This is a genomic window from Actinoallomurus vinaceus (assembly GCF_039542055.1).
GTDB classification, from domain to species: domain Bacteria; phylum Actinomycetota; class Actinomycetes; order Streptosporangiales; family Streptosporangiaceae; genus Actinoallomurus; species Actinoallomurus vinaceus.
In genome coordinates this window covers 76,613-90,643 of sequence record NZ_BAABHK010000012.1, presented here as the reverse complement: position 1 = coordinate 90,643, position 14,031 = coordinate 76,613, and the positions used below count along the sequence as shown (strand labels likewise).

Genomic DNA, 14,031 nt, shown 5'->3' with positions numbered 1-14,031 from the left:
CGCATGGCGCTCGCTGAAAGCCCGGGTTCCTACGACCGGGCCGGATGGTTCCGTTCCCGCCCGGCCGGCCTCCGGCTGTCCCTCGGCTCCGTCCCGCCGCCCGCTCTGATCCTGCTCGGCATCGTCTCGGTGCAGGTCGGCGCCGGCCTGGCCAAGAACCTCTTCGGCCAGATCTCCCCGGACGCGATCGTGACGCTGCGCCTGCTCACCTCGGCCATCGTCCTCTCGGTGATGACCCGCTCCGCGCTGCGCGACCTGCGCCGCGCGCACTCCTGGCGTGACCTCGGAATCGCCGTGCTGTTCGGCCTCACCCTCGCCGGCATGAACTTCAGCTTCTACCAGGCCATCGCCCGGATCCCGCTCGGCGTGGCGGTGACGATCGAGTTCCTCGGGCCGCTCACCGTCGCGATCGTCGCGTCGCGACGCCGACTCGACCTGCTCTGGGCGGTCATGGCGCTGGGCGGGGTGGCGCTGCTCGCCCGCGGCGGCGGGAACATCCCGCTGACGGGGGTGGCGTTCGGGCTGCTCGCGGCGGTCGGCTGGGCCGTGTACATCGTGCTGAGCGGGGCGACGGGCAAGCGGTTCTCCGGGTCCACCGGCCTGGCCATCGCCAGCGTCGTCGGGGCGACCGCCATGATGCCGGTCGGGATCGCCACCGGCGGATCGGCGCTTCTCGACCCGAAGGTCCTGCTGATCGGCCTCGGTGTCGGCCTGCTGTCCTCGGTCATCCCGTACACCCTGGAGCTGGAGGCGCTGCGGCGCATGCCGGCCCGGGTGTTCGGCATCCTGATGAGCCTGGAGCCCGCGGTGGCCGCCCTGGTCGGCCTCGTCTTCCTCGGCGAGATCCTGCAGTGGCGCGAGTGGCTCGCGATCGGCTGCGTCATCGCCGCCTGCGTCGGCGCCACCCGCTTCCAGCAATCCCCGCCCGAAGCCCCCGAGGCCTGACGGAACCCCGGACCGCTCGACGGTCCTCACCCCTGTCCTCTGCGGCGTGGTGCGGAATCTGTGACGTCGGCGGCGGGCTCTTCCGCTGCCGCACGGTCGATCAGGTGCCGTCGCAGGAAGGACAGCTCGGCCTCGACCGCCTGCTCGTGCGCCTCCAGGAACGGCGCGTAGTGCCCGCCGGGCAGGCGGACCAGCTCCCCGCGGGGTGCTCGCTCCGCCGCGCGGATCGCGGGGCCGGGTGGAGCGGTCTGGTCCTGGTCGCACACCACGACCAGCAGCGGGCACCGTGCGCGGGGCGCGTGGCGGCCGGGCCGGTAGAACGGGATCCGGAGCGCGGAGCGGGCGGCGATCACCTGCTGCCAGTCCGGATACCGGTTGCCGGGGTTGAGCGCCCGGTCTCCGTCGAGGCCGTCCGGGGTGGTGAGCATCGCCACGGTCCCCGGCTCGCCGGCGAGCGGGACGAGCAGGGGCGGGCGGCCGAGGAGGCCGCCGAGGGCGTCGAGGAGGCCCCGGCCGGTGAACCGCAGCATCGCCGACGGTCTCTGGTGACGGCCCGCCTTCCTCGTGGCGTCCGGGCCGTCGGCGAGCGGCGTCTGCGCGATCGCCGCCGCCACCCTCGGATCGTCCGCCGCGACCCGGAGGACATGACCGCCTGACAGGGAGAATCCCCAGATCGCGATCCGGTCGGGTGCGACCCCCGGCAGGGTCGCGGCGAACGTGATCGCCGCCTCCCAGTCGGCGAGCTGCTCGCCGATCCGCACGATCTGGCGCGGCCGGCCGCCGCTCTCCCCTAGCCGCCGGTAGTCGAAGGCCAGAACGGCGAACCCGGCGTCGTTCAGACGCTCGGCGAACGGATCGGTGCCCGGCTCCTTGGTCACCGCGCCGCCCGCGCCCATGATCACGCAGGCGCCGTTGGCGCCCGGGTAATGCCAGGCGGCGCACTCGACGCCGCCGCTGACGAAACGAACCTTCTCCCGCTGCGCTGAAACCCGCACCCGGCCTCCCCTGTTGGATTCATATGGAACTCATAGTATACGTTTTACATATCACTCTCAGAGAGAGGCATCATCGTGATTCTTGTGACCGGAGCCACCGGCACGATCGGGCGTCCCCTGGTCGACCTGCTCGCCGGCGCGGGCGCCAAGGTGCGCGCCGTCACCCGCGACCCCGAAACCGCCGGTCTCCCCGCGGGCGTCGAGGTCGTCGCGGGCGACCCGTCGAGGCCCGACACGATCGCCGCGTTCCTCGACGGCGTCACCGCCGTGTTCCTGCACCCGCGGGCCGCCGGGCAGGCCGCCGGCGATCTCCTGGCACTCGCCCGGGAGCGAGGCGCCGAGCGGGTGGTGGCGCTCGCGGCCATCAACGTCGACGACGACCCGGCCGAGCAGCCGTCCCGCTTCCAGGGGGACAGGAACAAGGAGACCGAGGACGCCGCCGTCGCGAGCGGACTGGAGTGGGTCAGCCTGCGGCCCGCCGGCTTCGCCGTCAACGCCCTCCGCACCTGGGCTCCTCAGGTCCGCGCCGGTGACGTCGTACGCGGCCCGTACGCCGGCTTCGCCGAACCGCTCATCCACGAGAGGGACATCGCGGAGGTCGGCGCCCGCGCGCTGCTGGACGGCGGCCTGGCGGGCCGGAGGCTTCGGCTCACCGGCCCGCGGCCCCTGTCCCACGAGCAGGTCGTGACCGTCATCGGCGACGTGATCGGCAGGCCGCTGCGCTTTGAGGAGGTCCCGCCGGAGGTGTTCGCGCGGGGTCTGGTCCAGCGCGGCCTCCCGCAGCCGTTCGTCGAGGCCCTTCTGGCCCGGTACGCCCGGGGCGCCGGACCGGCCGAGGCCGTCACCGACGACGTGGAGACGGTCCTCGGTCGTCCCGCCCGGACCTTCGCCGAGTGGGTCGCCGACCATGCCGCCGCCTTCCAGGGCTGACGACGGCATGAGCGACCGGAAGGGATACCGGCCATGAGAAAGCGTCCGCTCGTCGGGCTCCTCCGTTTCCTGAGCCTGACCTTCGGGGGGCTGTTCGCGGGGTTCCTCGTCTGCGTCCTCGTGCTGGAGTCGTCCCTGCGGCACTACGACCGTTTCGTATACGCCCAGGTCCGGCAGGTCGAGCTCGACCGACTGGACATCCTCGCCTCCGTCACCCTCATCCCCGCGCTGATCACCACGGCGATCGTGGTCATCTCCGCGATCAATTCACGAGGGCGCGCGTTCTGGCTGACGCTGGCGGCGCTGGGCCTGCTCGCGACCGTCTTCGTCACCACGCTGATCTTCAACCTCCCCATCAACAGCGACCAGGCGGGCTGGAACGTGCACGCGCCTCCCGCGGACTGGGCGCACGTCCGTGATCGCTGGCAGATCGCACACGCGGTGCGGACGTGCGCGGCCGTGCTCGCGTTCGCGCTCCTGGGAACGGCGGCGATGCAGAGGATGCCCGCCGGTCCCGAATCGCCCGCGAGGGACGAGGCCTCGCGCCGGCCCCCGGCCCCCGCCGCGCGCTGACGTCCGGACGGATGCCCGGCCGGTACGCGGGACGACCGCGACACGGCCGGCCGGACATCGGTCCGGATACGCTCTAAACTCGCGCCATATGGCTCGGACATCGCATTGCGCGGGAGGCGGCACGCCATGGCGTCCATGACGTCCCAGGACGCCGACGCGGCGCGGCATCGGCGGCGGACTACCGCCACGATCAGAGAGTCGCTGCGCGAGTTGAGCATCCAGCTGTCCCTGCTCAACCACCAGGTCGGCGCGCGCGCCGACCTCAAGGACGTCGACCTGCACTGTCTCGACCTCATCAACCGCCATGGCCCGCTGAGCCCGACCGCCCTGGCGCGGCGCGCCGGGCTCCACCCGGCCACCATCACCGGCATCCTCGACCGGCTCCAGCGCGGCGGCTGGGTCACCCGCGAACGCGACCCCGGCGCCACCGACCGCCGGGCCGTCGCCGTACGCGCCCTGCGCGACCGGAACGCCGAGCTCTTCCAGCTCTACTCGGGGATGAACACCTCGATGGAGGAGATCTGCGCCGAGTACACCGACGCCGAACTCGAGCTGCTCGCCGGCTTCCTGCGCCGTACCATCGACGCCGGTCATGAGGCGACCGACCGGCTGGCCAGCGACTGACCCGGCCGAGCCGACCCGGACCCGAATCGTCGAGAGGGACCCGGATCCGGGGCATGGGCGGGCGCTCGTACGATGAGGGACGTGCGATCCGATAACCCGCTGACCCGGCTCCGTGACCTCGTGTGGCGTCCCACGCCCGCCTCCCTGCGCGGGCTCGCGCTGGCGAGCGTGGCGGGCAACGCCCTGATCATGGCGACGGGCGCGGCCGTGCGCGTCAGCGGCTCGGGCCTCGGCTGCCCCACGTGGCCGAAGTGCACCGGCACCAGCCTGGTGCCGACCCACACTCCGGAGCACTCGGCCGTCAACATGGCGATCGAGTTCGGCAACCGGATGCTGACCTTCCTGGTGCTCGCGCTCGGCGCGCTGGTGTTCGTCGCGGCGCTGCGGCTGCGGCCCCGGCGCAAGGGCCTCGTGCGGCTGGCCGCGATCCAGCCGCTCAGCGTCGTCGCGCAGGCGATCGTCGGCGGGATCGTCGTGCTGACCGACCTGCATCCGGTCTCGGTGACCGTGCACTTCCTGCTGTCGCCGGCGATCCTGGCGGCGGCCGTGGTGCTGTGGGTGCGCGCGGGCGAGGGAGACGAGCCCGCCCGGCCTATCGTCCGCCAGGAGCTGGTCTGGCTCGGGCGCGCCCTGACCGGTGTGGTCTTCCTGCTGCTGGTGGCGGGCACCGTGGTGACCGGCACCGGACCGCACGCCGGCGACCCGAAGGCCCGGCGCTACGACTTCCAGATCGAGCAGGTCGCCCAGCTGCACGTCGACATCGTCTGGGCCACGGTCGGCCTGACGTTCGCCCTACTTCTCGGCCTGCGCCTCACCAGCGCCCCGAAGCACGTCCAGCGGCGCGCGCTCGAGCTGCTGGTGATCGAGCTGGCGCAGGGCGTCATCGGCTACGTGCAGTACTTCACCAACGTCCCGGGCGCCCTCGTCGTCGCCCACGTCCTGGGCGCGGCGCTCGTGTGGATCGCGACCCTGCGCGTGGTCTTCGCGCTCCGCGACCGCGGCCCCATGCCGGCGCTTCCGGCCCCGGAGCCTCCGGCCGAGGCCCGCGACGCCGCTCCGGCCGCCTCGCTCGGCACCTGACCTCCGCTCTCGCCGCAGGCGGGCTCAGGCGGCGTGGGTGAGCTTGGTGGTGAGCCACTGGAAGCACTTGGGGAGCATGGCCGTCCAGACCCCCGTGTTGTGGCCGCCGCGCGGCACGATGTAGGTGTAGACGATCGAGGGCGGCTTCGCCGCCTGGACCATCGTGTTCACCGCGGTCGTGGTGCCGGGGTCCTGCTTGCTGGCGGTCAGGAGCAGGTCGACGGGCGGGCGCCTGGTCTGCAGGAGCTCGGGGACGTTCTCCCCCGGCACCCGGGCGAGCGCCGCCGTGGACGGGGTGAAGTAGCCGGAGAGGCTGACGCCCGCGCGGAACAGGTGGGGGTACTGCGCGGGGAGCTTGGCGGCGCAGTACCCGCCCGTCGAGTAGCCCATTGTCCCCCAGGCGTCGCGGCCGGGCAGGGCGCGGAAGTTCTCGGTGACGATGCGGCGGACGTCCTCGGCCAGCCAGGTCGCCACCTTCGGGCCGTGCGGCACGTTGGCGCACTCGGTGTCGTGGCCGGGGACCACGGTGATGGTCGGCGCGACGAGGATGTACGGCTGCGCGGCGCCCTTCTTCATCGCCTCCTGCAGCTTCTTCGGCCCCTGCATGGTGTGAAGCCAGGTGACCGGCGTGCCGGGGAAACCGGGGAACAGCTCCACGACGGGAAAATGCTGCTGCGGGTGCTGCTGGTACTGCGGCGGCAGCCACACCCAGATCTTGCTGCGGACCCCCGACTTGGCGCCCACGAGGGTGGCCGAGAAGGTGTCCTTCCCGTGGTCGGGGCGGAAGTCCTTGCGGAGCCGCTTGGACAGGCCGCGCGCCAGGGGCTCTGATCCGCCGTTCTGCTGCTGGATGGGCGCGTCGGCGCCGTTCTGGCCGGTCAGATCGCTCCACGAGGCGAAGAACTCGAAGTGGTCGTTCAGGCCGACGCCCGCGACGAGGACCGCCGTCAGCTGGCTGGCCACGATCAGCGAGATCCTCGTCGGCCACGCGGCCATGCCGCGTACCCGTCCCCACAGCAGCGCGCAGCCGACCGGCGCGGTCAGCGCGAGCAGGATCGACAGGACGAGCAGCGGCCAGCCCAGCAGACTCAACCGTGGCCTCCCCGAAGGCGTTTGAACTGAGCATCGCCGGAACGAAAGCTGGACGGCGGCTCAATATGCGTCTGTCGCGGGCCGATCGTAGAGGCGCTCGGGTTCTCTCTTGCTTGATCACAGGTGTCGTTCGCGTGTACTCCGCGTTCACCTGACGTGAAGGTTGCCGCGTGGCCGTCCCGGCGGGGGCACCGGGTGGCGCGATCACACGATCACGCAGGCGTGACCGTCGAGGTCCGGCCGAGCCGCACCGGCGGATCGCTCAGGATCCGTGCGTCCAGGATGTCGTACCACCGGCCTTGCTCGGTGCGGCGCGCCTCCCACTTCGGATCGCGGCTCTGGGCCGCCACAGCCCGGCGGTAGGCGCCCCAGGCCGCTTCGTCGGCGAACGTGACGAAGTGTTCGACGCAGTGGACGTCGGGGCCGATGGTGCGCACGAACCAATCCGTCTTCAGCACCATGTCGAGCCCGTCATAGAACCACTCTTCACGTTCCCGTACCCACTCCCAGAAATCCGGCAGATTCTCCTGCGCGTAGGGGGTCGGCCGGAACGTGTACACCAGATGGATCACTTCATGCCCTCTCTCAGAACCATTGCTCCCACGAGACGTCGAGCGCCTCGGGGCGGGACCGGAAACGTTCGCGCCAGGAACCCGCGACACGGGAGTTGCGCGCCGCGGCGTCGGCATCGGATACCAGGTCGGGCAGGCCATCCGCCGGAGCGACCACCATCGCCAGCGGAGACAGTCGCGCACCGCGGCGGGCCTTGGCCTCCCACGCCGACACCGACAGATGGATCCGGCGAAAACCGTGAGCCGCGGCCCAGTTCACCGCCGCGTAATGGGTCAGAACGTAATAAGTGAACGGTGGGGCATCCTCATCAGCTCCCCAATAACGGCCGTAGAGCCAATCGTGATGCCGGTAGAAGACGGCGGCGGCGGCGATCCGGCCCTCATGTCGGGCCAGGCAGACGACGGCGTGACGTGCCACCCCCGCGGTCTGCTGGGCGGCCAGCACGCGGCGCATCCACTCGATGCCGCCGCCGGATCCGTACCGTGCCCGTGTTCCCGCGATGAGTTCGGCGACCCGGTCGGGTCCCGCGTCGGCCAGCGATCGCCATTCGACCACGCCGCCGTACGCTTTGAACGCTCTCGACTCCCGCCGCCACTTGTTGCGGTCCTCGTGCCGGACGGTGTCCGCCAAGCCGTCCATGCCGTCGGCGGGAACGTGCAGCATCGTGTCCGCCGTTTGCAGCAGGGCACGGGCGCCGGAGGCCGATCCGGCCAGTTCGCTCGCTGCCGGCCCCGGCAGGTACGGCCAGACGACCCCGGCCGCCCCTCGGCGCCGGGCCTCCGCACGCGCCTCCGCCAACAGCGCGCGGAGAACGGCCTCCCGCCGTTCTCCGGGGGCGCACGGCACCGTGTTGGCGGTCGCCCTCCGGCCGCCGAGCCACAGGAACGGCCGGGCCCACGGCCCGGCCAGGCCACCGGCGAGTGCGCTGAGGGAGAACAGCTCACGGTCGGCCGGATCGCCGCCCCAGGTGGGCGCCACACCGGCGATGCCGCCTCCGGCCCTCGCGACGATCACCGGGTCCGCGCCGTGCGCGAGTTCCAGCGAACGGATCCATCCGTGGCTCGAATAGAACCCATCGGGCCCGATCAGGGTGTCCCATTCGTCGGCGGATACGGCTTCGGCCGTGGCGACTTTCGTCACCTCCGGATCGCCGATCCGCCCCCTGTGGCCGATACCTACACCCAAGGGAGATTCACTCCGTTCTGCTCGAACGGAGCCACGCTAGCCGATCAGATCATCGGGTGATCATTTCATTTCCTTGCGTTATGAAAACGTCATCGCCCCGCCGGCGGCGCATATCGGAATGTTCAGCCGGCATTAAGGTACGCCCGCAGGCGTTCCAACGGCCAGGTGTTGACGACATCGTCCGGGGTGAGCCAGCCGCGCTGGGCCGTGCCGACGGCGTAGCGGAGGTTGTCGAAGTGGCCAGGGGCGTGCGCGTCGCTGTCGATGGCGAACTTCACACCGTGCCGCCGGGCGTGCCGGATCAGGTCGGCGGGCAGGTCGAGGCGGTCGGGGAAGGCGTCGATCTCCAGGATCGTCCGGGACCGGGCGCACGCCGCGAACACGGCGTCCCAGTCGGCGTCGACGGACGCGCGGCGGCCGATGCTGCGGGCGGTGGGGTGACCGAGGATGTGGACGTGGGGGTTCTCCACCGCGCGGACGATCCGGCGGGTCATCGCCTCGCGGTCCTGGGTGAAGTGCGAGTGGACCGACGCGACGCAGATGTCGAAGCCCGCCAGGAACTCGGCCGGCCAGTCGACCTCGCCGTCGGGGTCGATGTTCAGCTCGGTGCCGTGCAGCAGCGCCATGTCCGGGTAGCGCCCCTGCAGCGCCCGCACGGCCTCCCGCTGGGCGAGCATCTTCTCGTCCGTCATCCGCTGCATGGACAGGTTCGGCGCGTGGTCGGTGATCGCGTAGTACGCGTTGCCGCGCGCGGCCGCGGCGGCGACCATGTCCTCCAGCGAGGCGACGCCGTCGGTCAGGTCGGTGTGGGTGTGCAGGTCGCCGCAGAGGTCGGCGAGCTCGACGAGGCGGGGCAGCTCGCCGCGCAGCGCCGCCTCGATCTCGCCCTCGTCCTCGCGCAGCTGCGGCGGGATCCACGGCAGCCCGAGCCGGGCGTAGACGTCCTCCTCGGTGGCGGACACGATGAGCTCGCCGGTCTCGACGGAGAACAGGCCGTACTCCGACAGCTTCAGGCCCGCGCGGACGGCGATCTCGCGGGTGCGGACGTTGTGCGCCTTGGACCCGGTGAAGTACTGCAGTGCCGCGCCCCACGCCTCCGGCGGCACGACGCGCAGGTCGACCTGGAGCCCCTTGACCGTACGGACCGAGGTCTTGGTCTCACCGCTGCCGATCACCTCGGTGACGAACGGCAGGGCGATGAACGCCGCCATCAGCGGCCCCGAGTCCTCGGCGGTGGCGAGGATGTCGATGTCGCCGACCGTCTCGCGGCACCGCCGTAGCGACCCGGCGTACGCGCACCGCCCCGCGAGCGGGGACAGCTCGGCGACGATCTCCTCGGCGAGCTCGGTGGCGACGTCGATGAGCGCCCGCTCCCCCGCGTGCCGCAGCAGCTCGATGCCGTGGAGGATGTTCTCCTCGGTCTTGGCGCCGAAGCCCTTGAGGCCGTTCAGCCGGCCGGCCGGGATCGCCTCGGCGAGCTGCTCCACGGAGGAGATCCCCAGCTCCTCGTAGAGCACCATCGCCTTCTTCGGCCCCAGGGTCGGGATCTCGGTGAGGGCCCGCACGCCCGCCGGGATGCGCTCGCGCAACGCCTCGAGCTGCCGGATCGTGCCGGTCTCCTGGTAGTCGAGGATCTTCTTGGCGATCGCCTCGCCGACGTTGGGGATCTTCCGCAGGCCCTTGAGGTCGAGCCGCGTGACATCCTCGGGATAACCGCCGATGGCGCGCGCCGCCTTCTCGTAGGCGCGCACCTTGTACGCCGCCTCGCCGGTGATCGAGAGCAGGTCGGCGAACTCCTGGAACAGAGCCGCGACGTCGTCGTTAGGGCGCCCCATGCCTTCGATCCTAGAAGTATCTACGGGGCGTAGCTCATGACGTGGGCGTGGACCATGCGGCCGACGGCCGGGTCCTGACGGCGGAACGCCTCGGTGATGTCGGTGTGCTCGGCGGCCTTGCCGCACAGCTCGGTGCCCCGGCGCCGCAGCGACAGGGTCGTCCAGACCTCGATGCCGAGCGACTGCCACACCGAGCGGAGCAGGCGGTTGCCGGACGCCTCCACGATCTCGCGGTGGAACGCGATGCTGTGCCGCATGACCTCGCCCAGGTCGGTCGCGGCGGCGAGGCGCTCGATGTGGACCTCGAGCGCGTCGACCTGGCCGGCCAGCCGGTGGACGGCGAGGTCGGCGGCGGTCTCCTCCAGCCCGGCACGGACGGGGAAGACCTCGGCGAGGTCCTCGTCTGTGAAATCGCGCACTCTCGCGCCGCGGTTGGGCAGCGTCTCGATCAGCCGGAGGGCCTCGAGGTGACGCAGCGCCTCCCGGACGGGCGCCTGGCTGACGCCGAGCTCGACGGCGATGCGGCGCTCGACGATACGCTCACCCGGTGCCCATCGGCCGGACGTGATGCCGTCGATGAGCACCTGGCGGATCTGGTCGCCGAGACCGGTGCGCACCAATGCGGGAGAGGCGTTCATGTTACTCAATGGTAGCCCCCGCTAACGTGGTCGGACTCTATTATGACTGATCTATGATCGATCATTGATCGCCTCCTGATTGTATGGGCGCAAGTCATGGGAACCCCATCGCAGCGCCCGAGCACGAAGGGAAGACCTCGATGGGTGACACCAAGACGAGGACTCCGGCACGCCGGACCCGGAGCCGGAAGGCGCGACCCGAGCCGGAGACGCTCGTCGCGTACTACCGGCAAATGCTGCTGATACGCAGGTTCGAGGAACGCGCCGCCCGCGCGTACACCGAAGCCAAGATCGGTGGCTACTGTCACCTCAACCTCGGCGAGGAGGCGACGGTCACCGGGCTGATGGCGGCGCTGGATCCCCGTGACTACCTGTTCACGAACTATCGCGAGCACGGGTACGCCCTCGCCCGCGGCATCGACGCCCGCCGGGTCATGGCCGAGCTGTACGGCCGCAGCACGGGCGTGTCCAAGGGCTGGGGCGGGTCGATGCACATGTTCGACCTGGAGACGCGGCTGCTCGGCGGATACGGCATCGTCGGCGGACAGCTCCCGCTCGCCACGGGCGCGGCGCTCGCCGTGTCGTACAAGGGCGGCGACGAGGTCGTCATGTGCCAGATGGGCGACGGCACGACCAACATCGGCGCGTTCCACGAGTCGCTGAACATGGCCGCCCTGTGGGATCTGCCGATCGTGTTCGTCGTCATCAACAACGGCCTGGGCATGGGCACCACGGTCGAGGCCTCCTCGGCCGAGCCGGAGCTGTACCGCCGGGCCTCCGCCTACCGCATGGAGAGCGCCCGCGTCGACGGCGCCGATGTCCTCGCCGTACGCGAGGCCGCCCACGCGGCGGTCGAGCGGGCCCGCAGCGAGAGCAAGCCGTTCCTGCTGGAGACGACGAGCCCGCGCCTGCGCGGCCACTCGGTGGTCGACCCGGCCCGCTACCGCACGGCGGAGGAGAAGGAGGCCCTCAAGGCCGCCGACCCGCTCGCCCACTTCGCGCTGGAGCTGGAGGAGGCCGGCGTCCTCGACGCGGAGGCCCGAGACAAGCTCGACGCCGAGGTGAAGGCCGAGGTCGACGACGCCGCGGCGTTCGCCGACGACAGCCCGCACCCGGACGTGTCGACGCTGTTCGACTACACCTACGCCACCCCCGTACGGGGCGAGTCCCGCCGCCTGCCGGCCGACCCGGTCTTCTGAGGAGAATCCACATGGCGACCATGACCTACCGCCAGGCCCTCCGGGACACCCTGCGCGACGAGATGCTGCGCGACGAGAACGTCTTCGTCATGGGCGAGGAGATCGGCGTCTTCGAGGGCTCCTACAAGATCACCGAGGGGCTGCTCAAGGAGTTCGGGCCGAAGCGCGTCCGCGACACCCCGATCGCCGAGGAGGGCTTCGTCGGCGCCGCGATCGGCGCGGCCATGCTGGGCCTGCGCCCCGTCGTGGAGATCATGACGATCAACTTCTCGCTGCTGGCGCTCGACCAGATCGTCAACCACGCGGCGAAGATCTACGGCATGTTCGGCGGGCAGTGCAGCGTGCCGATGGTGATCCGCACGCCCGGTGGCGGCGGGCAGCAGCTCGGGGCCACGCACTCGCAGAACGTCGAGCTGTTCTACTCGTTCATCCCGGGCCTGAAGGTCCTCGCACCGAGCACGCCCGCCGAGGCGTCGGCGATGCTGCGGGCGGCGATCCGCGACGACGACCCGGTGCTGTTCCTGGAGAACCTCGCGCTGTACAACACGCGCGGCGAGGTGCCCGAGGACCTCGAGCCCGCCGAGATCGGCCGCGCCGCCGTGACCCGGCCGGGCACCGACGTGACGATCGTCGCGTACTCGCGGATGGCGCGCGTCGCGGCCGAGGCGGCCGAGAAACTCGCCACCGACGGCATCAACGCCGAGATCGTCGACCTGCGCAGCCTGCGCCCGCTCGACCGGGAGACCGTCGTCGAGTCGGTCCGCCGCACCGGCTGCGCCGTCGTCGCCGAGGACGACTGGCTCACGTACGGCATCGGCGCCGAGATCGCCGCGACGATCCAGGAGGGCGCGTTCGACTGGCTCGACGCGCCGGTCCGCCGGGTCGCCATGGCCGAGGTGCCGCTGCCCTATTCCAAGCCGCTCGAACTGGCCGCCCTGCCGTCGGCCGAATCGCTCGTCACCGCCGTCCGCGACACCGTCCGCGCGACCGGCCGTTAGGAAGATCCATGTCCGACATTCTCATGCCGCGCCTTTCCGACACCATGGAGGAAGGCGTCATCAGTGCCTGGCACAAGAAGCCCGGCGACAAGGTGACCGCCGGGGAGTCCCTCGTCGACATCGAGACCGACAAGGCCCTCATGGAGTACGAGGCGTACGAGGACGGCGTGCTCGGCGAGATCCTGGTCGCCGAGGGCGAGACCGTCGCCATCGGCACGCCCATCGCCACCCTCGTCGGCGCGGGCGAGGCCGTCCCCGCCGCGCGGCAGGCGCCCGCCGCCGAGGAGACCTCCGCCGCGACCGGCCAGGCCGCAGCCGCTCCGGCGGCGACCGTGACGGACGCTCCGGCCGCGACCGCGCCCGTACCGGCGCAGAGCGTCGAGACCGCGCCGGCCAACGGCACGCGGTCGCGCCCGCCGTCCTCCCCGCTCGCCCGCCGGCTCGCGCGGGAGAACGACGTCGACCTCGCCACGCTGACCGGCTCCGGCCCCGGTGGCCGGATCGTCCGCGCCGACATCGAGTCCGCGCTGAAGAACGCCCCGGCCGCCCCGGCGCCTGCCCCCGCGCCCGCTCCGCAGGCCCCCTCCCCCGCCGCGCCCGCGGTGGCCGAGGACCCGGACGTGGAGCGGGTGCCGCTGAGCCGGATCCGGAAGGTCACGGCCCGCCGGCTCACCGAGAGCATGCAGACGACGCCGCACTTCTACCTGACGCGGATCGTCGACGTGGGCGCGCTGCTCGCGTTCCGCAAGACGCTGAACGAAGCCCTCAACCCGGCCAAGGTCAGCGTCAACGACCTCGTCGTCAAGGCGTGCGCCACGGCCCTGCGCGCCAACCCGGTGCTGAACGTCTCGTTCACCGAGGACAACCTCCTCGTGCACAAGCGGGTGAACGTCGGCGTGGCCGTCGCGCTGGAGGACGGCCTGGTGGTCCCGGTGATCCGTGACGCGGACCGCAAGAGCGTGTCGCAGATCGGCGAGGAGACCCGGGAGCTGGCCGGGCGAGCGCGCGAGCAGCGTCTGACCCCGCAGGAGATGTCCGGGGGCACGTTCACCGTCAGCAACCTCGGCATGTTCGGGATCGACTCCTTCACGGCGGTCATCAACCCGCCGGAGGCGGCGATCCTCGCGGTCGGTGGGACCCACAAGGACGTCGTGGTCGGCGACGACGGTGAGTTCGTCGCCCGCGACCGGCTGACGCTCACGCTGTCCGTCGACCACCGGGCCTGCGACGGCGCGACCGGCGCGAAGTTCCTCGGCGAGCTGGCCGAACTGCTGGAGAACCCGCTCCGCATCGTGGCCTGAGCCGCGTACGCCGAAGGCGCCCTTCCACGGCCGACGTGGAGGGGCGCCTTCCGGCCGCGGACC

14 protein-coding genes are annotated in these 14,031 nt (G+C 71.5%); 8 read left to right on the top strand and 6 right to left on the bottom strand.

The genetic code is table 11. The features are described 5' to 3' along the window. Nucleotides 1-3: 3 nt before the first annotated feature. Complete coding sequence (locus tag ABEA24_RS34940; protein ID WP_345436405.1) at nucleotides 4-945, top strand: EamA family transporter; 942 nt, start codon at nucleotides 4-6, stop codon at nucleotides 943-945. Nucleotides 946-971: 26 nt separating this feature from the next. On the opposite strand, the gene ABEA24_RS34935 is transcribed toward ABEA24_RS34940, so the two are convergent. Next, nucleotides 972-1,940 carry an alpha/beta hydrolase gene (locus ABEA24_RS34935; protein WP_345436403.1) on the bottom strand — a complete coding sequence of 323 codons (969 nt, stop codon included), beginning with the start codon at nucleotides 1,938-1,940 and terminating at the stop codon, nucleotides 972-974. Between the two features lie 84 nt (nucleotides 1,941-2,024). Here ABEA24_RS34935 and ABEA24_RS34930 point away from each other — a divergent pair, with 84 nt between their 5' ends. The 4 genes from ABEA24_RS34930 to ABEA24_RS34915 all read left to right on the top strand — a co-directional run bounded on the left by ABEA24_RS34930 (nucleotide 2,025) and on the right by ABEA24_RS34915 (nucleotide 5,147). Further along, a complete protein-coding gene (locus ABEA24_RS34930) occupies nucleotides 2,025-2,870 on the top strand; it encodes an NAD(P)H-binding protein (protein ID WP_345436401.1) in 846 nt (281 codons plus the stop codon). Nucleotides 2,871-2,903: 33 nt separating this feature from the next. Continuing rightward, complete coding sequence (locus ABEA24_RS34925; RefSeq protein WP_345436399.1) at nucleotides 2,904-3,443, top strand: anthrone oxygenase family protein; 540 nt, start codon at nucleotides 2,904-2,906, stop codon at nucleotides 3,441-3,443. Between the two features lie 126 nt (nucleotides 3,444-3,569). Continuing rightward, complete coding sequence (locus tag ABEA24_RS34920; RefSeq protein ID WP_345436397.1) at nucleotides 3,570-4,067, top strand: MarR family transcriptional regulator; 498 nt, start codon at nucleotides 3,570-3,572, stop codon at nucleotides 4,065-4,067. A gap of 81 nt (nucleotides 4,068-4,148) precedes the next feature. Continuing rightward, complete coding sequence (locus ABEA24_RS34915; RefSeq protein WP_425551273.1) at nucleotides 4,149-5,147, top strand: COX15/CtaA family protein; 999 nt, start codon at nucleotides 4,149-4,151, stop codon at nucleotides 5,145-5,147. Nucleotides 5,148-5,171: 24 nt separating this feature from the next. Here ABEA24_RS34915 and ABEA24_RS34910 read toward each other — a convergent pair whose 3' ends face one another. From ABEA24_RS34910 to ABEA24_RS34890, 5 genes are all read right to left on the bottom strand, one after another. Next, the gene (locus tag ABEA24_RS34910; protein ID WP_345436393.1) at nucleotides 5,172-6,239 is read right to left on the bottom strand and encodes an alpha/beta hydrolase; all 1,068 of its coding nucleotides are present in this window, start codon (nucleotides 6,237-6,239) and stop codon (nucleotides 5,172-5,174) included. A 212-nt stretch (nucleotides 6,240-6,451) separates the two neighbouring features. After that, on the bottom strand, nucleotides 6,452-6,811 hold the full coding sequence (locus ABEA24_RS34905; protein ID WP_345436391.1) for a hypothetical protein: 360 nt from the start codon (nucleotides 6,809-6,811) through the stop codon (nucleotides 6,452-6,454). A 13-nt stretch (nucleotides 6,812-6,824) separates the two neighbouring features. Beyond that, nucleotides 6,825-7,952, bottom strand: coding sequence for a GNAT family N-acetyltransferase (locus ABEA24_RS34900; RefSeq protein ID WP_345436388.1), 1,128 nt, complete (start codon nucleotides 7,950-7,952; stop codon nucleotides 6,825-6,827). Nucleotides 7,953-8,119: 167 nt separating this feature from the next. Next, nucleotides 8,120-9,832: a DNA polymerase/3'-5' exonuclease PolX gene (polX, locus tag ABEA24_RS34895; RefSeq protein ID WP_345436386.1), complete on the bottom strand. Its 1,713-nt coding sequence runs from the start codon at nucleotides 9,830-9,832 to the stop codon at nucleotides 8,120-8,122. A 20-nt stretch (nucleotides 9,833-9,852) separates the two neighbouring features. Continuing rightward, a complete protein-coding gene (locus ABEA24_RS34890; protein ID WP_345436384.1) occupies nucleotides 9,853-10,470 on the bottom strand; it encodes a GntR family transcriptional regulator in 618 nt (205 codons plus the stop codon). A 140-nt stretch (nucleotides 10,471-10,610) separates the two neighbouring features. Between ABEA24_RS34890 and pdhA the strand changes: the two genes are divergently transcribed. The 3 genes from pdhA to ABEA24_RS34875 are packed head-to-tail and all read left to right on the top strand — an operon-like array spanning nucleotide 10,611 to nucleotide 13,968. Further along, a complete protein-coding gene (gene pdhA / locus ABEA24_RS34885) occupies nucleotides 10,611-11,669 on the top strand; it encodes a pyruvate dehydrogenase (acetyl-transferring) E1 component subunit alpha (protein WP_345436382.1) in 1,059 nt (352 codons plus the stop codon). Nucleotides 11,670-11,680: 11 nt separating this feature from the next. Beyond that, a complete protein-coding gene (locus tag ABEA24_RS34880) occupies nucleotides 11,681-12,667 on the top strand; it encodes an alpha-ketoacid dehydrogenase subunit beta (protein ID WP_345436380.1) in 987 nt (328 codons plus the stop codon). Nucleotides 12,668-12,675: 8 nt separating this feature from the next. Then, the gene (locus ABEA24_RS34875; protein ID WP_345436378.1) at nucleotides 12,676-13,968 is read left to right on the top strand and encodes a dihydrolipoamide acetyltransferase family protein; all 1,293 of its coding nucleotides are present in this window, start codon (nucleotides 12,676-12,678) and stop codon (nucleotides 13,966-13,968) included. Nucleotides 13,969-14,031 lie beyond the last annotated feature (63 nt).